Origin of the sequence: Chimaeribacter coloradensis (assembly GCF_002858715.1) — a bacterium.
GTDB classification, from domain to species: domain Bacteria; phylum Pseudomonadota; class Gammaproteobacteria; order Enterobacterales; family Enterobacteriaceae; genus Chimaeribacter; species Chimaeribacter coloradensis.
This window is the reverse complement of sequence record NZ_PJZH01000018.1, coordinates 1-24,078: the sequence shown is the minus strand read 5'-3', so window position 1 is coordinate 24,078 and position 24,078 is coordinate 1. Positions and strand designations below refer to the sequence as shown.

Genomic DNA, 24,078 nt, shown 5'->3' with positions numbered 1-24,078 from the left:
CCCCGGCGTTACACATTGGACAAAAGAACAGGATTGGCACGAATTAACCGGCGGGGTTGTGGCATCTGCCCAAGAGACTGCGCCGCAGTTCACGAAAGGCGGCGCGGCCGCGGCGTGATGGCCTTCACGCCCGGTTGGTCGCCTGCCCAGAAACCGGGGGAAAAGCGGCGCGGGGTTCGGTCATCCGCATAATGATTAGGCTGCTAAGGCTCCCGTATACTGCTGACTGGCGCGGCCCGCTGCGGCCGCCGACTCTTTTAACCGGTCATCAGCAACATAAGGATGTCACCATGCTTACGCCCCCCGCCTCCTCCGGCCAGCCGCTCTATATCAAAGTGCATGAAGACGATAACGTGGCGATTGTGGTCAACGATCTGGGCCTCAAAGCCGGGACACGCTTCGCCGATGGGCTGACGCTGACCGAGCACGTCCCGCAGGGGCATAAAGTGGCACTCTGCGCTATCCCCGCCGGGGGCGCGATTGTGCGTTACGGCGAAATCATCGGCTATGCCGAACGCGACATCGCGCAGGGCAGCTGGATTGATGAATCCCTGGTGACGCTGCCCACCGCGCCGCCGCTGGAGAGCCTGCCGCTGGCGACCCGCGTCCCTGCCCCGCTGCCGCCGCTGGAGGGCTACACCTTCGACGGCTACCTGAATGAGGACGGCAGCGCCGGCACCAAAAACCTGCTGGGGATCACCACCAGCGTGCACTGCGTGGCCGGGGTGGTAGACCATGTGGTGAAACTGATTGAGCGCGATCTGCTGCCGCGCTACCCGAACGTTGACGGCGTGGTGGCGCTGAACCACCTCTACGGCTGCGGCGTGGCGATCAACGCCCCGGCGGCGGTGATCCCGATCCGCACCATCCACAACATCGCCCTGAACCCCAATTTCGGCGGCGAGATCCTGGTGGTCGGCCTGGGCTGTGAGAAGCTGCAACCGGAGCGGCTGCTGACCGGCACGCCGGATGTGCAGCCGCTGTCGTTGGACGCCGCCAGCGTGGTGCGGTTGCAGGATGAACAACATGTCGGCTTCGGTGCGATGGTGGATGACATTTTGCAGACCGCCGACCGCCACCTGCAACGGCTGAACCGCCGCCGCCGCCAGCCCTGCCCGGTCTCATCACTGGTGGTGGGAATGCAGTGCGGCGGCAGCGACGCCTTCTCCGGCGTGACCGCCAACCCGGCAGTCGGATTTGCCTCTGACCTGCTGGTGCGCTGCGGCGCAACGGTGATGTTCTCAGAAGTGACCGAAGTGCGGGATGCCATTCACCTGCTGACGCCGCGCGCGGCGGATGAGCAGGTCGGCAGGCGGCTGCTGGAGGAGATGGCCTGGTACGATAATTACCTCGAACAGGGGCAGACCGACCGCAGCGCCAACCCGTCTCCCGGCAATAAAAAAGGCGGCCTGGCGAATGTGGTGGAAAAGGCGCTGGGGTCGATTGCCAAATCGGGCCGCAGCGCGATTGCCGAGGTGCTGTCACCCGGCCAGCGGCCGACCCGGCGCGGGCTGATCTTTGCCGCCACGCCCGCCAGTGATTTTGTCTGCGGCACGCAGCAGCTCGCCTCCGGCATTACCCTTCAGGTGTTTACCACCGGGCGCGGCACCCCCTACGGGCTGACGGCAGTGCCGGTGATCAAGATGGCGACCCGCACCGCGCTGGCGGAGCGCTGGCACGACCTGATCGACATCAACGCCGGGACGATCGCCACCGGCGAGGCAACCATCGAGCAGGTGGGCTGGGAACTCTTCGAGCTGATTCTGGATGTCGCCAGCGGCCGTAAACAGACCTGGTCAGACCGATGGGGTATCCATAACGCGCTGGCGGTGTTCAACCCCGCGCCGGTGACCTGACCGCCCTGTTTGGCCGCTATTTGCCGCCCGCCAGATCGATAAACGACCCGGTGACGTAGGAGGCGGCATCGGAGAGCAGCCAGCTGATGGCGGCCGCCACCTCTTCCGGCTGCCCGCCGCGCTGCATCGGCAGCAGCGCGCCGAGCCGGTCAACCCGCCCCGGCTCGCCGCCGTCGGCGTGGATGTCAGTGTAGATCAGGCCGGGGCGCACGCTGTTCACCCGGATGCCCTGCGCCGCCACCTCCAGCGAGAGGCCGGTGGTCAGGCTGTCCATTGCCCCTTTTGATGCCGCATAATCCACATATTCGCCCGGCGCGCCGAGCCTTGAGGCCGCCGAGGAGACGTTGACAATCGCCCCGCCCTGCCCGCCGTGGCGCGTCGCCATGCGTTTCACCGCCTCGCGGCAGCAGAGGAAACTGCCGGTGACGTTGGTCGCCAGCACGCGGTTGATGCGGGCGGCGTCCAGCTCCTCTACCCGTGCCTGTCTGAACAGGATACCGGCATTGTTGACCAGCGCCGTCAACGGGCCGAACACCTCATCCACCGCGGCAAACATCGCCACCACCTGCGCCTCGTCGGCGATGTCAGCGGCAAAGGCGTGCGCCTCTCCCCCGGCCGCCCGGATCTCCGCCACTACGTCGTCCGCCGCCGCCTGATTGCTGCGGTAATTCACCGCCACCCGGTAGCCTTCGCGCGCCAGCAATAACGCCGTCGCCCGCCCGATCCCCCGGCTGCCGCCGGTCACCACTGCGATTTTCTGCATGATTTCTCCTGATAAAAAAGGCCCGGATAACCGGGCCTTTGGGGAAAGTCACGTCTGACGCGCTTACTGGTAGTCGCTCATCGGTACACAAGAGCAGAACAGGTTGCGGTCACCGTAGACATCATCCAGGCGTTTCACCGCCGGCCAGTATTTGTTTTCACGCGCCGCTTCGCTCGGGAACACTGCCAGCTCACGGCTGTAGGCGTGTTGCCAGTCGTTGACCAGCTCCGCCTGGGTGTGCGGCGCATTCACCAGCGGGTTGTCATCCTGCGGCCACTCACCGGCGGCCACGCGGCTGATTTCCGCGCGGATCGCCAGCATCGCGTCGATGAAGCGGTCCAGCTCCAGCTTGCCCTCGGACTCCGTCGGCTCCACCATCAGCGTGCCCGCCACCGGGAAGGACATGGTCGGCGCGTGGAACCCATAATCGATCAGGCGCTTGGCGATGTCCATTTCACTGATGCCGGTCGCCTCTTTCAGCGGGCGGATGTCGAGGATGCATTCGTGCGCCACGCGGCCGTCACGGCCGGTGTAGAGCACCGGGTAAGCCTCTTTCAGCCGGGTGGCGATGTAGTTGGCGTTGAGGATCGCCACCTGGCTTGCCTGCTTCAGCCCCTCGGCCCCCATCATGCGGATGTACATCCAGCTGATCGGCAGGATTGAAGCGCTGCCGAACGGCGCGGCGGAGACCGCCCCGTTCTGCGTCAGCACGCCGTCAATCGCCATCACGCTGTGGCCTGGCACAAAGGGAGCCAGGTGCGCTTTCACGCCAATCGGCCCCATGCCCGGGCCGCCGCCGCCGTGCGGGATGCAGAAGGTTTTGTGCAGGTTGAGGTGCGACACATCCGCGCCGATATAGCCCGGCGTGGTGATACCGACCTGCGCGTTCATGTTCGCGCCGTCGAGGTAGACCTGCCCGCCATACTGGTGGACGATCTGGCACACCTCGCGGATGGTCTCTTCATAGACGCCGTGGGTCGACGGGTAGGTCACCATGATGCAGGAGAGATGGTCACCGGCCTGCGCCGCCTTCTCCCGCAGGTCATTCAGGTCAATGTTGCCCTGTTTGTCACAGGCGACCACCACGACGTCCATGCCTGCCATCTGCGCCGACGCGGGGTTGGTGCCGTGGGCGGAGCTGGGGATCAGGCAGAGGTTGCGTTCGCCCTGGTTGCGGCTCTCGTGGTAGTGGCGGATCGCCAGCAGCCCGGCGTATTCGCCCTGCGCGCCGGAGTTCGGCTGCATACAGAGGGCGTCATAGCCGGTGAGTTGCACCAGCCACTGCGACAGCTGGCCGATCATTTGCTGATAGCCTGCCGCCTGCTCCGGCGGGCAGAACGGGTGCAGCTCCGCGAATTCCGGCCAGGTGATCGGGATCATCTCCGCCGCGGCGTTGAGCTTCATGGTGCAGGAACCGAGCGGGATCATCGCCTGGTTCAGCGCCAGATCCTTTTTCTCCAGACGGTGCATGTAGCGCATCATCTCGGTTTCGCTGTGGTAACGGTTGAACACCGGGTGGGTCAGGATCGAATCGCGGCGCAGCAGCGCGGCCGGGATCGAGCCGCTGTCCTGGCTGGCGGCGCGATCGAGTTTTTCGACATCCAGGCCGTGATCGTCCCCCAGCAGCACCGCGAACAGCGCCTGCACATCCTCACGCGTGGTGGCTTCATCCAGCGTGATGCCCACCGCGCCGTGGATGTCGGTGCGCAGGTTGATGCCGAAGCTCAGCGCGCGCGCCAGCACCGCGGCCTTGTCTTGCACCTCGACGGTCAGGGTGTCGAACCAGCTGCTGTGGCGCAGCAGCAGCCCGCCCTGCTTCAGCCCGGCGGCCAGGATGTCGGTGAGGCGATGGATGCGCCCGGCAATGCGCTTCAGCCCTTCCGGGCCGTGGAACACGGCGTAAAGGCTGGCGATGTTCGCCAGCAGTACCTGCGAGGTGCAGATGTTGGAGTTGGCTTTCTCGCGGCGGATATGCTGTTCGCGGGTCTGCATCGCCATGCGCAGCGCGGTGTTGCCTGCGGCGTCACGCGAGACGCCGATGATGCGCCCCGGCATGGAACGCTTGAATTCGTCGCGGCAGGCGAAGAACGCCGCGTGCGGGCCGCCGTAGCCCATCGGCACGCCAAAGCGCTGGGCCGAGCCGAATACAATGTCCGCGCCCTGTTTGCCCGGTGCGGTGAGCAGCACCAGCGCCATGATGTCCGCCGCCACGGCGGTGATGATGCGGCGCGTTTTCAGTTCGGCCAGCAGCGCGCTGTAGTCATGCAGCTCGCCGGTGGTGCCCGCCTGTTGCAGCAGCACGCCGAACACCCCCTCCAGCTCCAGCACTTTTTCGGCACGGTCGATGATGACCTCAAAGCCGAAGGTGCCGGCGCGGGTGCGCACCACATCCAGCGTCTGCGGGTGGACGTCATCCGCCACGAAGAAGCGGTTGGCCTGTTTGAGTTTGCTGGCGCGTTTCGCCATCGCCATCGCTTCGGCGGCAGCGGTGGCCTCGTCCAGCAGCGAGGCGGAGGCGAGATCCAGCCCGGTGAGATCCTGCGACACCTGCTGGAAGTTCAGCAGCGCTTCCAGCCGCCCCTGCGACACCTCCGGCTGATAGGGGGTGTAGGCGGTGTACCAGCCGGGGTTCTCCAGCATGTTGCGCAGGATCACCGGCGGCGTCAGCACCGCGCTGTAGCCCATGCCGATGTAGGTTTTGTAGCGCTGGTTCTGTGCCGCCATCGCTTTCAGCTCCGCCAGGGCCTGATGCTCGGTGGCGGCCTCGCCCACCGCCGGCGGCCCCGGCAGCTGGATGTCGGCCGGGACGATCTGCTGGATCAGGGCCGACAGCGAGGATGCGCCGACGGCATCCAGCATCTGTTGCTGTTGTGCCGCAGAGGGGCCGATGTGGCGTTCAACAAACGCCGCGCGGTGTTCAAGTTGGCTGAGAGTCTGGGTCATTGCTACAGATTCCTGAAATCATGCATGGGGACGGGACATGGGCAGAACGGGTGCGCCCGGCGCGAACCGGGCTGCGGGGTTACTCTTCAATGCTGCTCTGGTAGGCGGCGGCGTCAAGCAGGTTGCCCAGCTCAGACGGGTCAGCCGCCTTGATTTTAAACAGCCAGCCGGCGGCGTAGGGTTCGCTGTTGACCAGCTCCGGCGAGCCGTCCAGTTCGCTATTCACCTCAACAATCTCGCCGCCGATCGGCGCGTAGATGTCTGAGGCGGCTTTTACTGACTCCGCCACCGCGCAATCGTCACCGGCGGTGACGGTGCGGCCGGTTTCCGGCAGGTCAACGAAGACCATATCGCCCAGCAGCGACTGCGCGTGCTCGGTGATGCCGACGCAGTAGACGCCGTTGCCCTCGTCACGCACCCACTCGTGGGAGCTTGCATATTTCAGTTCGGTTGGCACATTGCTCATCAGGCCTTCTCCTCGGACGTTATTTTTTAATAGGGTTGCGTGTTGTCGCTGACTCATCTGCAGCAAAACGGGGCGCGCCGTGGCTCAGTGGCCGGTGGGTTTCCCGGCGCGCACAAAAACAGGTTTGGTGACCCGCACCGGCATTTCGCGGTTGCGGATCTGCACGATCGCGTGGTCACCGATCCCGGCCGGAACGCGGGCCAGCGCGATGCTGAAGCCCAGCGTCGGGGAGAAGGAGCCGCTGGTGATGACGCCTTCCCGGGTGTCGCCGGCGTCATCAATAAAGTGCACCGGCAGGCCGTTGCGCAGCACGCCTTTCTCCGTCATCACCAGGCCGACCAGCTGGTCGGTGCCCTGCTCACGCTGCTTCTCCAGCGCCTCGCGGCCGATGAAATCACGATCTTCCGGCTGCCAGGCGATGGTCCAGCCCATGTTGGCCGCCAGCGGCGATACGCCCTCATCCATCTCCTGGCCGTAGAGGTTCATGCCCGCCTCCAGCCGCAGGGTGTCACGTGCGCCGAGGCCCGCCGGTTTTACCCCGGCCGCCAGTAATTGCTGCCAGAAAGCGGCAGCCTGCGCGTTGGGCAGGGCGATCTCATAGCCCGCCTCACCGGTGTAACCGGTGGTGGCGATAAACAGGTCACCGGCCTGCACGCCGAAGAACGGCTTCATGCCCTCCACGGCCCGGCGCTGGGCGTCGGTGAACAGCGTTCCGGCACGCTCTTTGGCCTGCGGGCCTTGTACGGCAATCAGCGCCAGATCGTCACGCTCGGTGATCGCCACGCCATAAGGCGCGGCATGTTCGCTGATCCAGGCCAGATCCTTTTCCCGCGTGGCGGAGTTCACCACCAGCCGGAACGCGTCTTCTGCCAGGAAGTAGACGATCAGGTCATCAATCACGCCGCCGGAGGCGTTCAGCATCCCGGTGTAGAGCGCCTTGCCGGGCTGGGTCAGTTTGGCGACGTCGTTGGCCAGCAGGTAACGCAGGAATTCGCGGGTGCGCGCGCCGTTCAGGTCAACAATCGTCATGTGGGAGACGTCAAACATGCCCGCGTCCTGCCGCACCGCGTGGTGCTCGTCGATCTGGGAGCCGTAATGCAGCGGCATCATCCAGCCGTGGAAGTCCACCATGCGCGCGCCGCACGCGATGTGTTGATCATAGAGCGGGGTCTGGTTCGCCATGTTTCCCTCATTTGCCTGCTGGTTGGTGTGCTTTTGCGGTCATTTTTCAGCCAATCCCGTTGGCTGAAGTATAGCGACGCAATCGTTACCCTTTTGCTGAACTTATCACCGAACCGGGTGGTGATCCATAAGCTGAAATAGGCCGGGTCGCGCCGGGCACCAAAAAAGTGCGGCCTTATCGTGCAGAATATTCCACTGAAAAACTGCGGGGCGCGGCACATAATTAACAATCAATGCCCAGTTCATACGATATTCCATAACATCAACAGGGCGCAGGACTGAAAACAGCAAAAGGCCCCACCCTCTTCAGATAATTAAAACTAATGCGAAAACCGGGGTGAAATTAGAATATTTCAAACGGAAAACGGCCTGCCCTGTTTTAGGGCAAAAGGGCTATCTCAGAAGAAGCGGGGAAAGGAAAAGCAGGAAATGCGTTGAAAAAGTGGGAATTGGGCGGCAAACAGGGCGTTTGCCGCCGGGGCCGTTATCAGGCCGGGGGGTTAAGCCAGTCGGGCAGGTCGTTCAGCCCCATCGCCTGGCGTACCAGACGCGGCTTCACGCCCGGCAGGTTGTCGGCCAGCGCCAGGCCGAGGTCACGCAGCAGCTTTTTCGCCGGGTTCTGCCCGTCGAACAGGTCGCGGAACCCCTGCATCCCCGCCAGCATCAGGGCGGCGCTGTGCTTGCGGCGGCGCTCGTAACGCTTCAGGTAGAGGTGCTGGCCGAAATCTTTGCCCTGCTTTTGCAGGCGGCGGATCTCCGCGGCCAGTTCGGCGGCGTCCATAAAGCCGAGGTTGACCCCCTGCCCGGCCAGCGGGTGCACGGTGTGCGCCGCGTCGCCGATCAGCGCCAGCCGGTGGGCGGCAAAGCTGCGGGCGTAACGGCCGGTGAGCGGGAAGGTATGGCGCTCGCCTTCAACCCGGCACAACCCCAGGCGCAGGTCGAACTGCATCGCCAGCTCACGGTTGAACGCGGCCTCATCCAGCGCCGCCAGCCGTGCGGCTTCTTCCGGCGGCAGTGACCAGACAATCGAGCAGAGGTGCGGGTCGGAAAACGGCAGGAACGCCAGGATGCCGTCGCCGTGGAACACCTGCCGCGCCACGCCCTGGTGCGGTTCCTCAGTGCGGATGGTTGCCACCAGCGCCGTGTGGCCGTAATCCCAGAAGGTCAGCGGGATATCGGCGTGGCGGCGCAGCCAGGAGTTGGCGCCGTCCGCGCCGACCACCAGCCGGGCGGTGAGCATCCGGCCATCTTCCAGGGTGATAAAGGCCTCATTTTCGCCCCAGGCGACGCTTTTGAGCTGCGCCGGGGCCAGCATCGTCACCTCAGAGAGCGAGGCGGCACGCTGCCACAGCGCCTGTTGCAGCACCGGGTTTTCGATAATGTGCCCAAGGTGGGCGTAGCCGTAATCGTCGGCGCGGAAGGCGATGCGGCCGAAGCTGTCGCGATCCCACACTTCCATGCCGGCGTAAGGGCTGGCGCGGCGCGCGGTGATGTCGTCCCAGACGCCGATATGTTGCAGCAGCCGCTCGCTGGCGGCGTTGATCGCCGAGACGCGTACCGAATGTTCCGCCGTCAACGGCGTCTCCGCCTGCGGCTGGTGTTCCAGCACCGCAATACGCAGCCCGCTGCCGTGCAGGCTGCATGCCAGTGCCAGCCCAACCATGCCGCCACCGGCAATGACCACATCAAAAGATTGCATAATGAGTTTCCTGTTGGCCTCAGCGCGCCACCCATCCCAGGGTACGGCGGGCAAAGGCATCGCGCAGCAGTGGAGTCTGTTCCATTGCCATCAAACCAAGGTTACGCCCGGCTGCCAGCGGTGCGTAACGGTTGGCGAAAAGGTGAATCAGGCCGTCCGTCACGCCGACGGTGGCCTGCTGGTCAGGGCGGCGGCGCGCCTGGTAGGCGCTGAGCACCGCGCCGCTGCCGGTGTCACGCCCCTGCGCGGCGGCATCCGCCACGGTTTCCGCCAGGGTCATCACATCCCGCAGGCCGAGGTTGAACCCCTGCCCGGCGATCGGGTGCAGCGTCTGTGCCGCATTGCCCGCCAGCGCCAGCCGGTGGCTGATGTGGCTGTCGGCGATGCGCAGTTGCAGCGGATAGACCTCCCGCTGCCCCGCCTTGAGGATTTTGCCCAGCCGCCAGCCAAAGGCCTGTTGCAGCTGGGCGATAAATTCCGCCTCGCTCCAGCCGCTGACCTCCGCCTGCCGCTCGCGCGGGTGGCACCAGACCAGCGAACTGCGCCCCTGCGACATCGGCAGCAGCGCCAGCGGCCCATGTTCGGTGAAGCGTTCAAACGCCCGCCCCTGCGGCAGTTCTGCCGTGGTGACGTTGGCGATCACCGCAATCTGCGGGTAGTCGCTCACCTGCCACTGTACCCGGCAGGCGCGGGCCAGCGCGGAGTGGGAGCCGTCGGCCGCCACCAGCAATTGGGCGCTCAGGGTTTCGCCGTTGTCCAGCGTGACGGCGGCGTGCTCCTGTTGCCGGTCGACACTGACCACTTTGGCCGGGCAGTGCAGGTGCACGCCCGGCGCTTTGCGCAGCAGCGCGAACAGCCGCCGCCCGGCGTCATGCAGCTCCACCACGTTGCCCAGCTCGGTGACGTGGAAATCCCGCGCGTGCAGGTTCACCAGCCCGGCGTGGCCGCGATCACTGACATGAACGTGGGTGATCGGCGTGGCGCAGTCGCGCAGTGCCGGCCAGATGCCGATGCGCGCCAGCTGGCGGCAGGTGCCCTGCGCCAGCGCAATCGCCCGAGCGTCAAAGCCGGGGTGCTGCCGGTCTTCCGGCAGCGCGGCCTCGACCAGATCGACCCGCACACGGCCGCCGGTCAGCGCCGACACCGCCAGCGCCAGGGTCGCCCCGGCCATGCCGCCGCCTACAATAATCATGCTCATACGCTTACCGTGCCGCCGCCATCAGGGCTTCAATCTCGTCCGCCTCTTTCACCACGCCGCCGGTCAGGATCTCGTTGCCGTCGGCGGTGATCAGGATGTCATCCTCAATGCGCACGCCGATGCCGCGGTATTCCGCCGGGACGTCAGCATCCGGCGCGATGTAGAGACCCGGCTCCACCGTCAGCACCATGCCCGGCTCCAGCACGCGGTCACGGTCGGTGCCGTAGTGGCCGACGTCATGCACATCCAGCCCCAGCCAGTGCGACAGGCCGTGCATGAAATAGGGGCGGTAGGCCTTCTCCGCCAGCAGCTGCTCTGTCTCGCCGTGCAGGATGCCGAGCTTCACCAGCCCCTCGATCATCACCCGCGCCACCGCCTGCGTCACCTCCAGCATGCTGGTGCCGGGTCGGTAAAGCTCCAGCGCCTTGTATTCGGCCGCCAGCACGATGTCATACACCGCGCGCTGGGCCGGGCTGAATTTGCCGTTAACCGGGAAGGTGCGGGTGATGTCCCCCGCGTAGCTGCGGTATTCGCAGCCGGCGTCGATCAGCACCAGGTCGCCGTCCCGCATTTCACACTCGTTTTCGGTGTAGTGCAGGATGCAGGCGTTGTCGCCGCTGCCGACGATGGTGTTATAGGCCGGGAAACGCGCGCCGTGGCGGGTGAACTCATGCTGGATTTCGCCCTCCAGCTGATACTCAAACATGCCGGGGCGGCAGCGTTCCATGGCGCGGGTGTGGGCGAGCGCGGTGATCTCCGCGGCGCGGCGCATCACGGCTACCTCTTCCGGCGATTTGAACAGCCGCATCTCATGCAGCCACGGCCGCCAGTCGGTGAGGGTGGCCGGGGCGGCAAGGTTCTGGCGCGCGCCGTTGCGCAGTTTTTCCAGCGCACCGAACACCAGGGTGTCAGCGTAGGCGTAGCGGCCTTGCGCGTGATAAATCACGTCCAGTCCGTTCAGCAGCAGGTGGAGTTGTGTGCCGATTTCATCAAACGGCAGGGCGCGGTCCACGCCCAATTTGGCCGGGGCGGCTTCCTGCCCCAGGCGGCGGCCAAACCAGATCTCCGCCGTCAGGTCACGCACCCGGTTAAACAGCACGCTGTGGTTATGGGTGTCATCGCTTTTAATCAGGATCAGCACCGCTTCCGGTTCGTTAAACCCGGTGAGGTACCAGAAATCGCTGTCCTGGCGGTACGGGTAGTCGCTGTCCGCGTTTCGGGCGGCTTCCGGGGCGGCAAAAATCAGCGCGGCGCTGGCCGGGGCCATTTTTGCCAGAAGTGCCTGGCGGCGGTTCTGAAACTCCTGCTGGGTCATCCCCTTCTCCTTTTAGTTTGCGTTAACAACCAATCACTTACCGGCCCTGACCGGCTTATCTTTTTAGTGCAGCGTGGGCTTGCGCACTTCCGGCGCGGTCGGCCCCGGCTCGGCAAACTCCGCATGGCAGAGGATCGCCGCGACGCGCACGTACTCCACCACCTCCTCCAGCGACTGCTCCAGCTCTTCCTGATCCTCATCTTCCTCATAGCCGAGCTGGGCGATGTTGCGCAGGTCGTCAATCGCCTCGCCGACTTCGTCCTTGACCTGGGCCAGCTTCGGCTGCATGACGCCGAGGCCGAGCAGGAAATGGTTCACCCAGCCGGAGAGCGCGTCGGCGCGGTCAAAGACGCTGGCGTCGTCGTCCGGCATCAGCATACGGAATTCGAAGCCGTCATCTTCCAGCGTTTCGCGCGTCACCTGGTAGAGCTCCTGCAACGGTGCATTCAGCGCCTGCGGGAAGGCGATGCCTTCGTTGGTCAGGTCATGGACCAGCGCCTGCCAGCTGGCGTCGCGGTTGCCGCCACACAGCAACCCGCTGACCAGGCCGTGCATTTCAGCGGCGGTCAGGGCGACAGCCTGCTGGCGGAGTGCCTGATTTACGGCATCATAAGTAGGAAAAGGTTTATTTATCGACATACGTATTGGTCATCGTTGGCAGGATAAGTTCATGGTATGCTACCACCAAGATCCGTCGCTGTACCAGATTAGCTGAGACCCGGTTAAGGGTTGATTATCCCTGACAGCTTAGTAGAGTACGCCCTCTGGCGCGGAGAAAACCCGCCTTTAAAAGAGGGTTGTATCCTGGTATTGAGGTATATATAGTGGCGCCCGCTTTCACCGGTGCGGTAAGCGGACGCGGAAATTGAGGCAGGAAGGTGGCATGGCTGCACAACCGGTAGATATTCAAATTTTTGGCCGCTCATTACGGGTGAACTGCCCGCCAGAGCAACAGGATGCGTTGAATCTGGCCGCAGAAGATCTGAACCAGCGGTTGCAAGATCTGAAAGTTCGCACTAGAGTCACAAATACAGAGCAGTTAGTTTTCATCGCGGCACTGAATGTGTGTCACGAACTGGCGCAAGAACGCTTGAAAACGCGTGACTATGCCGCCAATATGGAACAGCGCATCCGGATGTTGCAACAGACCATCGAACAGGCGCTGCTTGAACAAGGCCGTATCTCTGAACGTCAGGGTGCGCCTTTCGAATAACCCCCGCGGGTGATGCGAATCTCTGTTCAGGCAAAAAAATGATTGCTTAAGCGGTTGATTTTTAAATGTAAGATCTTTAAAGTCAGCAGCGAGTAAAAAATTTCTCTGAGGTGTTCGTCAGCGGGCCAGTCCCCTGAGCCGATATTTCATACCACAAGAATGTGGCGATCCGTAATTGGTGAGCATGCTCGGTCCGTCCGAGAAGCCTTAAAGTTACGACGCTGCGTTCACCTTGAACCAAGGGTTCAAGGGTTACAGCCTGCGGCGGCATCTCGGAGATTCCCTTCTTTACCCGGCAGCACCCCGTTGCCCGTTCTGTTTACACCGACCCGTTTTTCCGTATGGACACGGTTTCCCCTTATGAAAACAGACCACCCCATTCAACACCCCGATACCCCTTTGCTGCGCCAGCATCTGCGCACGGAAGTCCGCCATCGCCGCCGCGCGTTGACACCGCAGCAGCAGCAGCAGGCCGCTGTTCAGGCTGCCCAACGCATTGCCGATCATCCGCGTATTCAGGCGGCGCAGAGCGTGGCGATGTTCCTCTCGTTTGACGGCGAACTGCCGACCCGCCCGGCCATTGAGCGGCTCTGGGCGCTGGGAAAACGCGTGGTGTTGCCGGTACTGCACCCCTTCTCACCCGGCCACCTGCTGTTTCTCAATTACCAGCCGGGGACGGCATTAATTCCCAACCGGTTGAGGATCCCGGAGCCGCCGCTGGATGTGCGCCATATTCTGCCGCTGCATCAGCTGGAGGTGATTCTGACGCCGCTGGTGGCCTTTGATGACCGCGGCCAGCGGCTCGGCATGGGTGGCGGCTTTTATGACCGCACGCTGGCACAGTGGCGTACGCGCGGCCCCTACCCGATTGGGCTGGCGCATGACTGCCAACAGGTGGAGAGCATCCCGGCGGAGCCGTGGGATGTGCCGCTGCCGGAGATCATTACCCCCGGCAAGGTGTGGCGCTGGTAACGCGCGGCCATAAAAAAACGGGTGCCGTAGGCACCCGTTTTTTCAGCAGCAACCGGTCAGTACAGCAGGCGGGCGCGGATGGTGCCCGGGATCGCTTTCATCAGTTGCAGTGCGGTGTTGGCCCCGTCGGCGCTGTCGCTTTCGACGTCAATCACCACGTAACCGATCTGCGGGCTGGTTTGCAGGTACTGTGCCGCGATGTTGATGCCCTGCTCGGCGAAGATCTGGTTAATGCGCGTCAGCACGCCCGGGCGGTTTTCATGGATGTGCAGCAAACGGCGGGCGTTGGCACCGTGGCTCGGCAGGGACACTTCCGGGAAGTTGACTGCCGACAGCGTGGAGCCGTTGTCAGAGTATTTCGCCAGCTTGCCCGCCACTTCGGTGCCGATGTTTTCCTGCGCTTCCTGAGTGGAGCCGCCGATGTGCGGGGTCAGGATCACGTTGTCAAACTCACACAGCGGGGAGTTGAACGGGTCGCTGTTGGTGGCCGGCTCTTCCGGGAAGACGTCAATCGCCGCGCCCGAGAGGTGTTTGCTGGCCAGTGCGTCGCACAGCGCCGGGATGTCCACCACCGTGCCGCGTGAGGCGTTGATCAGGATCGCGCCCGGTTTCATCAGCCTGAACTCTTCTGCGCCCATCATGTTCTGCGTGGACGGCGTCTCCGGCACATGCAGCGACACCACATCGCTCATGTTCAGCAGCTCAGAGAGGTGGCGCACCTGCTGGGCGTTGCCGAGCGGCAGCTTGTTCTCGATGTCGTAGAAGTAGACCTGCATCCCCAGCCCTTCGGCCAGTACGCCGAGCTGCATACCGATGTGGCCGTAGCCGATGATGCCGAGGCGTTTGCCGCGCGCTTCAAAGGAGCCGACCGCCAGTTTGTGCCAGACGCCGCGATGCGCTTTGGCGTTGGCCGCCGGGATGCCGCGCATCATCAGCAGCAGTTCGCCCAGCACCATTTCGGCCACGGATCGGGTATTGGAGAAAGGCGCGTTGAACACCGGAATGCCGCGTTTGGTGGCAGCCGCCAGGTCAACCTGGTTGGTGCCGATACAGAAACAGCCCACGGCCACCAGCTTCTCTGCCGCCGCAAACACCTCTTCGGTGAGCTGAGTACGCGATCGGATGCCGACAAAGTGCGCATCGCGGATCGACGCTTTCAGCGCTTCGGTATCCAGCGCCCCTTTGTGGTATTCAATATTGGTATATCCGGCAGCACGCAGATTTTCAACGGTGCTCTGATGAACCCCTTCCACTAACAGAAACTTAATTCTGTCCTTCTCCAGTGATACTTTTGCCATGACCCGACCCTATTTTTCAGACTTCAGAAACGGCTGTCGTGCAACGTTTTGCCGCAGCGCCGCTTCAACATAACAAATATTCAGCGGGCGGCAATACAAACGATTGCGGCCTGCCCAGCATAAGGCGCACCGGCGCTGGTGGATTTTGGCGAAAAATGCTGGGGAAGCGGGAACGGTCAGAATGATAGGAAAATCAAATCGTGGATTGTGACATATGTCACCAAATTTCAGCGTGATAAGAAAAGATATTTCAGGGGGAAAAATATGACCGGTCATAAGAGACGGTTATCACCGCGATGCCTGCCGCCGCCGGCAGCGGCACCGCGTGGCCGGGCCTGAGGCGATGGGTGCGGAAACCTGCCCCGGCGGCCGGGGCAGATCGGGCACTTATTTTATGGTCTTCACACCCTCCGGGGTGCCGATCAGCGCCACATCCGCGCCGCGGTTGGCAAACAGCCCCACGGTGACCACCCCCGCGATGCCGTTGATGCGGTTTTCCAGCGCCACCGGGTCGAGGATCGTGAGGTTACGCACATCCAGGATGATGTTGCCGTTATCCGTCACCACGCCCTGGCGGTACTCCGGCTGGCCGCCCAGTTTCACCAGCTCACGCGCCACATAGGCGCGTGCCATCGGGATCACCTCAACCGGCAGCGGGAAGTTGCCCAGCACGTCCACCTGTTTTGAGGCGTCCGCGATGCAGATAAATTTGCGCGCAATCGCCGCAATGATCTTCTCACGCGTCAGCGCCGCGCCGCCGCCTTTGATCATCTGCATATGGCCGTTGATCTCGTCGGCACCGTCGACGTAGATGTCGAGGCTGTCTACCTCATTGCAGTCAAATACCGGGATGCCAAGGCTCTGCAATTTGGCGGTGGAGGCGTCGGAGCTGGAGACCGCCCCGTCAATCTGGTGTTTGATGGAACCCAGCGCGTCGATGAAGTGCGCCGCCGTGGAGCCGGTGCCGACCCCCACGATGGTGCCCGGCGTCACGTAATCAAGTGCTGCCCATCCGACCGCTTTTTTCAGTTCATCCTGCGTCATAGTAAGTTCATTGCTCCCGCTGCGAAAACGTGTGCGTATTATAGAGCAAGCGCTGCTGAAAAGGGCGCGCAATCCACCGCGGGGGATCACAGTTCCACCGGGGGATACCGGTGATTTTGCCCCCGCAGCGCGGCAAAATTGTGGCATAGTGCGCTAATACAACGACTTCAGGGGACAGATTTCCAATGAAACGCCCAGACTACCGAACGTTGCAGGCGCTGGACGCGGTGATCCGTGAGCGCGGCTTTGAACGCGCCGCACAGAAACTTTGCATCACCCAATCGGCGGTATCCCAGCGCATTAAGCAGCTTGAGAACCTCTTCGGCCAGCCGCTGCTGGTGCGTACCGTGCCGCCGCGCCCCACCGAGCAGGGGCAAAAGCTGCTGGCGCTGCTGCACCAGGTGGAGCTGCTGGAGGAGGAGTGGCTGGGCAATGACACCGGCAGTGACTCGCCGCTGCTGCTGTCGCTGGCGGTCAACGCCGACAGCCTGGCGACCTGGCTGCTGCCGGCGCTGAAGCCGGTGCTGGCGGACTCGCCGATCCGCCTGAATTTGCAGGTGGAAGATGAAACCCGCACCCAGGAGCGGCTGCGCCGGGGCGAAGTGGTGGGCGCGGTCAGTATCCAGCCGCAGCCGCTGCCGAGCTGCCTGGTGGACCAGCTCGGGGCGCTGGACTACCTGTTCGTCGCCTCTAAACCCTTTGCCGACCGTTACTTTCCGAACGGCGTAACCCGCAGCGCGCTGCTGAAAGCACCGGCGGTGGCGTTCGATCATCTCGATGATATGCATCAGGCGTTTTTACAGCAGAACTTTGACCTCTCGCCCGGCAGTGTGCCCTGCCACATCGTTAACTCGTCGGAAGCCTTTGTGCAGCTGGCGCGTCAGGGCACCACCTGCTGTATGATCCCGCATTTGCAGATTGAGCGTGAACTGGAGAGCGGCGAACTGATCGACCTGACGCCCGGCCTGTTCCAGCGGCGGATGCTGTTCTGGCACCGTTTCGCCCCGGAGAGCCGCATGATGCGCAAAGTCACGGATGCCCTGATCGCCCACGGCCATCAGGTATTGCGGCAGGATTAAAAACGGCCCGTCAGGGCCGTTGGAGTGCATCAGCAAGGCAGGCGCGGATTACGGGCGCTGCAACTCAAACACCACGTCGACCTGGTCGTCAAAATGGATGGTCTGCTGATCGTAGGTTTGCGCCGCATCACTCTGCGGGGCCGCCTCGGCCGTTTTGTACATGCGCATTACCGGCATCGGCTGGTAGTTGGCGACATGGTAACGGATGCTGAACACCGGCCCCAGTTTGGCTTTGAAGCCGGCCGCCAGTGCGCCCGCCTGCTGGGTGGCGTTATCAATCGCCTTCTGGCGCGCCTGGTCGCGGTAGGTTTCCGGGTTGGCGACCCCCAGCTCCACGGCACGGATCTCATTCAGGCCCGATTTCAGCGCGCCGTCCAGCAGATCATTCAGTTTGTCCAGCTGGCGCAGCGTCACCTGTACCTGACGTGACGCGCGGTAGCCTTTCAGCTCCGAGCGGCCATCTTTCAGGTAGTTATACTCCGGCTGGGTGCGCAGGTTAGCCGCGTTGATATCTTTTTTATCGATGCCGTTTTTCTGCAGGAAGGAGAAATACTCGGCCACTTTGCTGTCAGCCTGCTGCTTCGCGGTCGCCGCGTCTTTAGAGGAGACGTTCACCTCAATGGCCAGGGTGGCGATGTCCGGGGTGGCATCCACACTGGCGGTGCCTGAGGTCACCACATGCGGCCCTTCCGGCAGTTCAGCGGCCTGAACCGCCAGTGATGCACTTCCCATTCCCATCATTGCGGCTAAAGCCAATGCCTTTAACTTCACGGTAGCTCCTTAATTCATGCGTTGTACGCCGGGAGAATGTCCCTTCAGCCCTTATTAGTCACCAAATGTCACGGGGCAGCAATACGCTTTTCAATAGTTTACCCGTCGGGGGCACCCGCGCCGGGGAAGGGTTCCCAGCCCCGGCCTCTCCGGTAAAGGTAAACCCGGCAATATCAACGCCAGCATAACGTGCGGCAGCGCACCCTCTCTATAGGATTACGGCGAATCACAGCGCCTGTTGCGCTGTTTTCTACCCACCTCACAGTTTTGGCCTCAGCGGGCGAGCGCCTGAAGCGCCAGTTGCAGTGCGATGCCCCACATCACCAGCCCCACCAGCAGGTTAATGATGCGCTGGGCGCGGGCGGTACGCAGCACCGGGGCCAGCCAGGCCGCCAGCAGCGCCAGCCCAAAGAACCAGACCAGTGAGGCACAGGCGGCCCCCAGGGCGAACCAGCGCCGCGCCTCCGGCGCAAACTGGCCGCCCAGGCTGCCGAGCACCACAAAGGTATCGAGGTAGACGTGCGGGTTGAGCCAGGTCACGGCCAGCAGCGTGAGCACGATTTTCCAGCGGCTCTGCCGTACGAAACTCTCCTCGCTCTGCACGTCACCGGGGCGGGCCGCACTGCGCAGCGCGCCGAAGCCGTACCACAACAGGAAAGCCACACCGCCCCAGGTCACCAGTGCCAGTAACAGCGGCGAGCGGCTGAGCAGCGCGCTGCCGCCGAATACGCCGCCGCAGATCAGCGCCACATCGCTCAGCGTACAGAGCGAGGCGATCATCAGGTGGTACTGGCGGCGGATGCCCTGATAGAGCACAAAGGCATTTTGCGGGCCGAGCGGCAGGATCATGGCCGCGCCGAGCAGGAAGCCCTGGAAATAGGTGGTCAGCACAATTAACGTCCCTTTGAGAGGCGGCCACACCGTGCGGCCGTCCGGAATGGGCGCAGTGTACGGGCGCGGCGTTATCAGAGGAAACGCAAAAATCTTATCAGCGATAAGGGCGGCTAATGGCCCCCCGCCATAAAAAAGGGGCGCCTGGCGGCACCCCTGTTGTATTGCGCATTTCACGCGGCACGGCTCAGTTTGTGCGGCCGTTCACCGGGTTTTCTGCGCCCTTTTTCAGGCTCAGGTTACGCCCCTCTTGCGGTGCGTCAGCGGGTTCCGCCGCGTTGTTGTCCGCTTTGTAGAGGTGAACGTCCATCTGCGGGTAAGGAATGCCGATGTTGTGTTTATCCAGCGCACGCTTGAAGCTTTCCAGCGTGTCCCAGAAAGTCTCCTGCGCGTTGCCGTTGGTGGTCCAGAAGCGCACCACGAAGTTCAGCGTGGAGGCCCCCATCTCATTCAGGCGCACTACCACGCCTTTATCATGCATGATGCGCTCATCTGCGGCCACGATGTCGCCCAGCACCTTCTTCACCGTGTCGATGTCGGCGTCATAGGCCACGCCCACCACAATCTCGGTGCGGCGGTTCGGCTCACGCGAGGTGTTGATGATGTTGTTGGCAATGATTTTCCCGTTCGGCACCACCACCATTTTGTCGTCCGGGGTACGCAGCGTGGTGTGGAAAATCTGCACCTCTTCTACCGTCCCGGAGACGCCGCCCAGATCCACATACTCACCGGCGCGGAACGGACGGAAAATCACCAGCAGCACACCGGCCGCAAAGTTAGACAGCGAGCCTTGCAGCGCCAAGCCCACGGCCAGACCGGCGGCACCCAGTACCGCGATCACCGAGGCGGTCTGCACACCGATGCGGCCAAGTGCCGCGATGATGGTGAACGCGATCACCCCGTAACGGACGATGGCCGCCAGGAAATCGGACACGGTGTCATCAATGCCGCGGGCATGCATGACTTTGCGGAGGGTGCTGGAGATCACTTTGGCGGCCATAAAGCCGATGATCATAATGACAATCGCCGCCACGATATTCACTGCGTAATGGATCAACAAACCCTGGTTGCGTGCCAGCCAGTCACCTGCACTGTTAATTCTGTCTACCACGTTCAAATCGTCCATTCATCCCACCTTTGTTATTTTCACAGTCCCCCCTGATACCGGGGGTGCGTCATACCTGTCTGTTACTCTGTGCCCGGCGCTAAGTATGGCAATGCGCCAGCGCAGTAAAACCACAAAGTTTGTCAAGGTTTTCAAGCCCGACAAGCACGCCTATAAGGGTAACTAACAAAATCCGCTCCTGCCAATCCGCAGCCGTGGATCGCGCCCCGGGTGCCGAAAAACGGGCCGATCCGGCCAAATTCCGCGCAGACCACCCGCCTCCGGCCATAAAAAAAGGCCCCCTTGCGGGAGCCTTCTCAGCATTCAGACAGGCAATCAGAGCACGTCGATCGCGTTCAGTTCTTTGAACGCCTGCTCCAGGCGGGTCACCATGGAGCTCTGCGCGGCACGCAGCCAGACGCGCGGATCGTAGTATTTCTTGTTCGGCTGGTCTTCGCCTTTCGGGTTGCCCAGCTGGCTCTGCAGGTACGCTTCGTTTTCTTTGTAATACTTCAGGATACCTTCCCAGTTTGCCCATTGGGTGTCGGTATCGATGTTCATTTTGATTACGCCGTAGCTGACGGAATCTTTGATCTCCTGCGCGGAAGAACCGGAACCGCCGTGGAAGACGAAGTTCAGGCTGTTGTGCGGCAGGTTATGTTTCTTGGAAACGAACTCCTGAGAATCACGCAGGATGGTCGGGGTCAGTTTCACGTTACCCGGCTTGTACACGCCGTGCACGTTACCGAAGGAGGCAGCGATGGTGAAACGCGGGCTGATGGCGTTCAGTTTGGTGTAGGCGTAGTCCACGTCTTCCGGCTGGGTGTACAGGGCGGAGGCGTCCATGTGGCTGTTGTCCACGCCATCTTCCTCACCGCCGGTGCAGCCCAGTTCGATCTCCAGGGTCATGCCCATTTTGTCCATGCGCGCCAGGTACTTGGAGCAGATCTCAATGTTCTCTTCCAGGGACTCTTCGGACAGGTCGATCATGTGGGAGGAGAACAGCGGTTTGCCGGTCGCGGCGAAGTGTTTTTCACCGGCATCCAGCAGGCCGTCGATCCACGGCAGCAGTTTTTTGGCGCAGTGGTCAGTGTGCAGGATAACCGGCACGCCGTAGTGTTCGGCCATCTGGTGCACGTGGTGTGCGCCGGAGATGGCACCCAGAATCGCGGCACCCTGAGGGATGTCGGTTTTCAGGCCTTTACCGGCGATGAACGCCGCGCCACCGTTGGAGAACTGCACGATAACCGGCGATTTAACTTTCGCGGCGGTTTCCAGCACAGCGTTGATGGAGTCAGTACCTACGCAGTTAACTGCCGGCAGTGCGAAGTTGTTTTCTTTCGCTACCTGGAACACTTTCTGAACGTCATCACCTGTGATGACACCCGGTTTTACGAAATCAAAAATTTTAGACATTTTACGTCGTCCTGTTTCGTCGGCCGTAGAGAGAAATGAATCGGTAAGCTGTTGCGCCCTGCCCCAGAAACGCGGGGCGAAACAGCAGGAACGGGCAGCCTGGGCGGCCCGTCCAGGTTAATTACTGCTTGGCACGCTCTTCCAGCATTACAACTGCCGGCAGTTTTTTGCCTTCCACGAACTCCAGGAAGGCACCGCCGCCGGTGGAGATATAGGAAATCTTGTCAGCAATCCCGAACAGGTCGATGGCTGCCAGCGTGTCACCACCGCCTGCGATGGAGAAGGCCGCGCTGTCGGCAATTGCCTGCGCGACAATTTCGGTCCCTTTACGGAAGTTCGGGAACTCAAATACCCCTACCGGGCCATTCCACAGGATGGTCTTGGCGTTTTTCAGGATCTCCGCCAGACGCTCCGCAGAGGCATCACCCAGGTCAAGGATCTGTTCATCATCTTTGATGTCGTTGACTGATTTCAACGTTGCCGGCGCGGTTTCGGAAAACTCCGTGGCAACGCGCACATCGGTCGGTACCGGAATGTCACAGGTTTCGAGCAGCTTTTTCGCTTCTGAGGTCAGGTCCGCTTCATACAGGGACTTGCCGACGTTGTGGCCCTGGGCTGCAACGAAGGTGTTGGCGATGCCGCCGCCGACAATCAGCTGGTCAGCGATTTTGGACAGGGAATCCAGCACGGTGAGTTTGGTGGAGACTTTAGAACCGCCGACGATGGCGACCATCGGGCGGGCCGGGTTGCCCAGCGCTTTGCCCAGGGCGTCGAGTTCAGCAGAGAGCAGCGGGCCGGCACAGGCCACCGGCGCGAATTTGCCGACGCCGTGGGTCGATGCCTGGGCGCGGTGCGCGGTGCCGAAGGCGTCCATTACAAACACGTCGCACAGGGCGGCATATTTTTTGGACAGCGTCTCGTCATCTTTCTTCTCGCCTTTGTTAAAGCGGACGTTTTCCAGAACTACCAGTTCACCTTCTGCAACGTCAACGCCGTCCAGATACTCTTTTGCCAGGCGCACCGGGGAAGAGAGCTTCTCTTTCAGGTAGTTCACCACCGGCAGCAGCGAAAACTCTTCGTTGTATTCGCCTTCGGTCGGGCGGCCCAGGTGAGACGTAACCATGACACGTGCGCCTTGCTTCAGCGCGGTTTCAATCGTCGGCAGGGAGGCGCGGATACGTGCGTCAGAGGTAACTTTGCCCTCTTTTACCGGCACGTTCAGATCAGCGCGGATAAGCACGCGTTTGCCGGCCAGATCCAGATCGGTCATTTTAATTACAGACATGGTGAACCCTCTCGTTGATTCTCTTTTAAAGTTGCTTGAGCGGCGCGCCGGCAAAACCGGTGCACCGTACTAGAAACCGCTTGCGGCCATTGCCCTGGTGGTGTCTAACATCCGGTTGGCAAAGCCCCACTCATTGTCACACCAGACCAGTGTTTTGATCAGGTGCTGCCCACTGACCCGCGTCTGTGTGCCGTCAACGATGGCACTGTGCGGATCATGGTTAAAATCTATCGAGACTAATGGTAGTTCCGTATAGTCAACTATACCACGAAAAGCCCCCTGTGCGGCCTTCTGCAACAGCAGGTTGACGTCACGCACCGCGACGCAGGCCCCGACAAAAACGCTGAGATCGATGGCCGTCACATTGATGGTCGGCACCCGCACGGAGATCGCTTCAAAGCGATCCTGGAACTGCGGAAAGATGCGCGTGATGCCCGCCGACAGCTTGGTATCGACCGGGATGATCGACTGGCTGGCAGCACGGGTGCGGCGCAGATCCGGGTGATAGGCGTCAATCACCGGCTGGTCGTTCATCGACGAATGGATGGTGGTCACGGTACCGGATTCGATGCCGTAGGCGTCGTCCAGCAGCTTGATAACCGGGATGATGCAATTGGTGGTACAGGAGGCGTTAGAGACGATGCGATCCTCGCGGCGCAGCGCGGTATGGTTCACCCCGTAGACCACGGTGGCGTCGAGGTCATGCCCGCCCGGGTGGGCAAACAGCACCTTTTTGGCCCCGGCAGCGCGGTGCGCGTCGCCGTCCGCCCGGCTGCCGTAAACGCCGGTGCAGTCCAGCACCACGTCCACGCCGAGTTCGCCCCACGGCAGCGCCGCCAGATCCGGCTCATGCAACAGGCGGATGGTGTCATCCCCTACCCACAGCAGATCGCACTCCTGCCGCACATCCCAGGCAAAACGCCCGTGGCTGGTGTCATATTTCAGCAGGTGTGCCATGCCTTCAGCCTGCGCCAGTTCATTGATCGCGACCACGGCGATCTCCGCCCGGCGGCCGGACTCATAAAGCGCGCGTAAAACGCTGCGGCCGATGCGGCCAAACCCGTTTATCGCGATGCGGATGGTCATGCTTTTCCCTGATTTGCGGTCACTGTGCCAGCCTTCTAGAGTAATGCAGCGCGCCTCCGGGAGGAATCCTCCCGCGGTGTTTACATCATCACATCAATATTGTGATCACCGTCACATTCTTAATTTTGCTGGGATATTTCCCAACTGAAACGGTTCAGCCGAGCATAAACCAAAGCGATCCTAAAGAAAATGATCTGACCCCTGCCTCAGACGATCCTGATGCAATTGCTGAAAAAACCGTCTCTTTTTCACTGCGGGCGCATGAATCACCCCGGCATTGCCCGGCATGCGATGCCGGAAAGCCCATTTTCCCCTCTTCCCCGGGTTTCAGCCCATAAAAAAAGCGCCCCGCAGGGCGCTTTTCAGGAACACCGGCAGCCCGGCGTCAGCGGCGGGCTTAGCCCAGCAGCGCTTTCGCCTTCTCTACCACGTTTTCCACGGTGAAGCCGAACATCGTGAACAGCTGGTCAGCCGGGGCGGACTCGCCGAAGGTGGT

21 protein-coding genes and 1 other RNA gene are annotated in these 24,078 nt (G+C 62.2%); 5 read left to right on the top strand and 17 right to left on the bottom strand.

Translation table 11 applies throughout. The features are described from left to right. Positions 1–290 precede the first annotated feature (290 nt). Positions 291–1,856: a galactarate dehydratase gene (gene garD, locus CYR32_RS15245; RefSeq protein ID WP_101825921.1), complete on the top strand. Its 1,566-nt coding sequence runs from the start codon at positions 291–293 to the stop codon at positions 1,854–1,856. 16 nt (positions 1,857–1,872) lie between these two features. Here garD and CYR32_RS15240 read toward each other — a convergent pair whose 3' ends face one another. From CYR32_RS15240 to CYR32_RS15205, 8 genes are all read right to left on the bottom strand, one after another. Then, the gene (locus tag CYR32_RS15240) at positions 1,873–2,619 is read right to left on the bottom strand and encodes an SDR family oxidoreductase (RefSeq protein WP_101825919.1); all 747 of its coding nucleotides are present in this window, start codon (positions 2,617–2,619) and stop codon (positions 1,873–1,875) included. A gap of 63 nt (positions 2,620–2,682) precedes the next feature. Further along, on the bottom strand, positions 2,683–5,562 hold the full coding sequence (gcvP, locus tag CYR32_RS15235; RefSeq protein ID WP_101825917.1) for an aminomethyl-transferring glycine dehydrogenase: 2,880 nt from the start codon (positions 5,560–5,562) through the stop codon (positions 2,683–2,685). A 79-nt stretch (positions 5,563–5,641) separates the two neighbouring features. Further along, on the bottom strand, positions 5,642–6,028 hold the full coding sequence (gcvH, locus tag CYR32_RS15230; RefSeq protein ID WP_101825915.1) for a glycine cleavage system protein GcvH: 387 nt from the start codon (positions 6,026–6,028) through the stop codon (positions 5,642–5,644). Positions 6,029–6,112: 84 nt separating this feature from the next. Further along, positions 6,113–7,210, bottom strand: a complete 1,098-nt coding sequence (gene gcvT / locus CYR32_RS15225; RefSeq protein WP_101825913.1) for a glycine cleavage system aminomethyltransferase GcvT — start codon at positions 7,208–7,210, stop codon at positions 6,113–6,115. 487 nt (positions 7,211–7,697) lie between these two features. Continuing rightward, a complete protein-coding gene (ubiI, locus tag CYR32_RS15220) occupies positions 7,698–8,909 on the bottom strand; it encodes an FAD-dependent 2-octaprenylphenol hydroxylase (protein ID WP_101825911.1) in 1,212 nt (403 codons plus the stop codon). 19 nt (positions 8,910–8,928) lie between these two features. After that, positions 8,929–10,107, bottom strand: a complete 1,179-nt coding sequence (gene ubiH, locus CYR32_RS15215; RefSeq protein ID WP_101825910.1) for a 2-octaprenyl-6-methoxyphenyl hydroxylase — start codon at positions 10,105–10,107, stop codon at positions 8,929–8,931. 4 nt (positions 10,108–10,111) lie between these two features. Next, positions 10,112–11,422, bottom strand: a complete 1,311-nt coding sequence (gene pepP / locus CYR32_RS15210) for a Xaa-Pro aminopeptidase (protein ID WP_101825908.1) — start codon at positions 11,420–11,422, stop codon at positions 10,112–10,114. Between the two features lie 63 nt (positions 11,423–11,485). Continuing rightward, positions 11,486–12,061 carry a YecA/YgfB family protein gene (locus CYR32_RS15205; protein WP_101825906.1) on the bottom strand — a complete coding sequence of 192 codons (576 nt, stop codon included), beginning with the start codon at positions 12,059–12,061 and terminating at the stop codon, positions 11,486–11,488. A 244-nt stretch (positions 12,062–12,305) separates the two neighbouring features. Between CYR32_RS15205 and zapA the strand changes: the two genes are divergently transcribed. From zapA to CYR32_RS15190, 3 genes are all read left to right on the top strand, one after another. Further along, entirely contained in the window at positions 12,306–12,635 is a 330-nt protein-coding gene (zapA, locus tag CYR32_RS15200) for a cell division protein ZapA (protein WP_072932761.1), read from the top strand. 99 nt (positions 12,636–12,734) lie between these two features. Beyond that, a non-coding RNA gene (gene ssrS, locus CYR32_RS15195) (6S RNA) lies at positions 12,735–12,918 on the top strand. A gap of 77 nt (positions 12,919–12,995) precedes the next feature. Continuing rightward, positions 12,996–13,607, top strand: a complete 612-nt coding sequence (locus tag CYR32_RS15190; protein ID WP_101825904.1) for a 5-formyltetrahydrofolate cyclo-ligase — start codon at positions 12,996–12,998, stop codon at positions 13,605–13,607. A gap of 56 nt (positions 13,608–13,663) precedes the next feature. On the opposite strand, the gene serA is transcribed toward CYR32_RS15190, so the two are convergent. After that, on the bottom strand, positions 13,664–14,905 hold the full coding sequence (serA, locus tag CYR32_RS15185) for a phosphoglycerate dehydrogenase (RefSeq protein WP_101825902.1): 1,242 nt from the start codon (positions 14,903–14,905) through the stop codon (positions 13,664–13,666). A gap of 387 nt (positions 14,906–15,292) precedes the next feature. After that, positions 15,293–15,949, bottom strand: a complete 657-nt coding sequence (rpiA, locus tag CYR32_RS15180) for a ribose-5-phosphate isomerase RpiA (RefSeq protein ID WP_101825900.1) — start codon at positions 15,947–15,949, stop codon at positions 15,293–15,295. Positions 15,950–16,134: 185 nt separating this feature from the next. Between rpiA and CYR32_RS15175 the strand changes: the two genes are divergently transcribed. Beyond that, entirely contained in the window at positions 16,135–17,028 is an 894-nt protein-coding gene (locus CYR32_RS15175; protein ID WP_101825898.1) for a LysR family transcriptional regulator ArgP, read from the top strand. Positions 17,029–17,076: 48 nt separating this feature from the next. Here the strand turns inward: CYR32_RS15175 and CYR32_RS15170 are convergent, their stop codons facing one another. The 7 genes from CYR32_RS15170 to CYR32_RS22100 form a co-directional block, all read right to left on the bottom strand. Then, positions 17,077–17,799, bottom strand: a complete 723-nt coding sequence (locus CYR32_RS15170) for an oxidative stress defense protein (RefSeq protein WP_101825896.1) — start codon at positions 17,797–17,799, stop codon at positions 17,077–17,079. Between the two features lie 273 nt (positions 17,800–18,072). Continuing rightward, entirely contained in the window at positions 18,073–18,690 is a 618-nt protein-coding gene (gene argO / locus CYR32_RS15165; RefSeq protein WP_101825894.1) for an arginine exporter ArgO, read from the bottom strand. Positions 18,691–18,877: 187 nt separating this feature from the next. Then, a complete protein-coding gene (gene mscS / locus CYR32_RS15160) occupies positions 18,878–19,816 on the bottom strand; it encodes a small-conductance mechanosensitive channel MscS (RefSeq protein WP_101825892.1) in 939 nt (312 codons plus the stop codon). A 315-nt stretch (positions 19,817–20,131) separates the two neighbouring features. Then, on the bottom strand, positions 20,132–21,211 hold the full coding sequence (gene fbaA, locus CYR32_RS15155; protein ID WP_101825890.1) for a class II fructose-bisphosphate aldolase: 1,080 nt from the start codon (positions 21,209–21,211) through the stop codon (positions 20,132–20,134). 121 nt (positions 21,212–21,332) lie between these two features. Then, entirely contained in the window at positions 21,333–22,496 is a 1,164-nt protein-coding gene (gene pgk, locus CYR32_RS15150; RefSeq protein WP_101825888.1) for a phosphoglycerate kinase, read from the bottom strand. Between the two features lie 69 nt (positions 22,497–22,565). Beyond that, positions 22,566–23,582, bottom strand: coding sequence for an erythrose-4-phosphate dehydrogenase (gene epd, locus CYR32_RS15145; RefSeq protein ID WP_101825886.1), 1,017 nt, complete (start codon positions 23,580–23,582; stop codon positions 22,566–22,568). A 397-nt stretch (positions 23,583–23,979) separates the two neighbouring features. After that, positions 23,980–24,078: hypothetical protein (locus CYR32_RS22100; RefSeq protein WP_420912846.1), on the bottom strand; the 99-nt coding region annotated here is incomplete at its 5' end.

Bases quoted from the DNA above. Each gene is read 5' to 3' on its own strand.
- garD (WP_101825921.1), top strand. From the start codon at position 291: ATGCTTACGCCCCCCGCCTCCTCCGGCCAGCCGCTCTATATCAAAGTG.
- CYR32_RS15240 (WP_101825919.1), bottom strand. From the start codon at position 2,619: ATGCAGAAAATCGCAGTGGTGACCGGCGGCAGCCGGGGGATCGGGCGG.
- gcvP (WP_101825917.1), bottom strand. From the start codon at position 5,562: ATGACCCAGACTCTCAGCCAACTTGAACACCGCGCGGCGTTTGTTGAA.
- gcvH (WP_101825915.1), bottom strand. From the start codon at position 6,028: ATGAGCAATGTGCCAACCGAACTGAAATATGCAAGCTCCCACGAGTGG.
- gcvT (WP_101825913.1), bottom strand. From the start codon at position 7,210: ATGGCGAACCAGACCCCGCTCTATGATCAACACATCGCGTGCGGCGCG.
- ubiI (WP_101825911.1), bottom strand. From the start codon at position 8,909: ATGCAATCTTTTGATGTGGTCATTGCCGGTGGCGGCATGGTTGGGCTG.
- ubiH (WP_101825910.1), bottom strand. From the start codon at position 10,107: ATGAGCATGATTATTGTAGGCGGCGGCATGGCCGGGGCGACCCTGGCG.
- pepP (WP_101825908.1), bottom strand. From the start codon at position 11,422: ATGACCCAGCAGGAGTTTCAGAACCGCCGCCAGGCACTTCTGGCAAAA.
- CYR32_RS15205 (WP_101825906.1), bottom strand. From the start codon at position 12,061: ATGTCGATAAATAAACCTTTTCCTACTTATGATGCCGTAAATCAGGCA.
- zapA (WP_072932761.1), top strand. From the start codon at position 12,306: ATGGCTGCACAACCGGTAGATATTCAAATTTTTGGCCGCTCATTACGG.
- CYR32_RS15190 (WP_101825904.1), top strand. From the start codon at position 12,996: ATGAAAACAGACCACCCCATTCAACACCCCGATACCCCTTTGCTGCGC.
- serA (WP_101825902.1), bottom strand. From the start codon at position 14,905: ATGGCAAAAGTATCACTGGAGAAGGACAGAATTAAGTTTCTGTTAGTG.
- rpiA (WP_101825900.1), bottom strand. From the start codon at position 15,949: ATGACGCAGGATGAACTGAAAAAAGCGGTCGGATGGGCAGCACTTGAT.
- CYR32_RS15175 (WP_101825898.1), top strand. From the start codon at position 16,135: ATGAAACGCCCAGACTACCGAACGTTGCAGGCGCTGGACGCGGTGATC.
- mscS (WP_101825892.1), bottom strand. From the start codon at position 19,816: ATGGACGATTTGAACGTGGTAGACAGAATTAACAGTGCAGGTGACTGG.
- fbaA (WP_101825890.1), bottom strand. From the start codon at position 21,211: ATGTCTAAAATTTTTGATTTCGTAAAACCGGGTGTCATCACAGGTGAT.
- pgk (WP_101825888.1), bottom strand. From the start codon at position 22,496: ATGTCTGTAATTAAAATGACCGATCTGGATCTGGCCGGCAAACGCGTG.
- epd (WP_101825886.1), bottom strand. From the start codon at position 23,582: ATGACCATCCGCATCGCGATAAACGGGTTTGGCCGCATCGGCCGCAGC.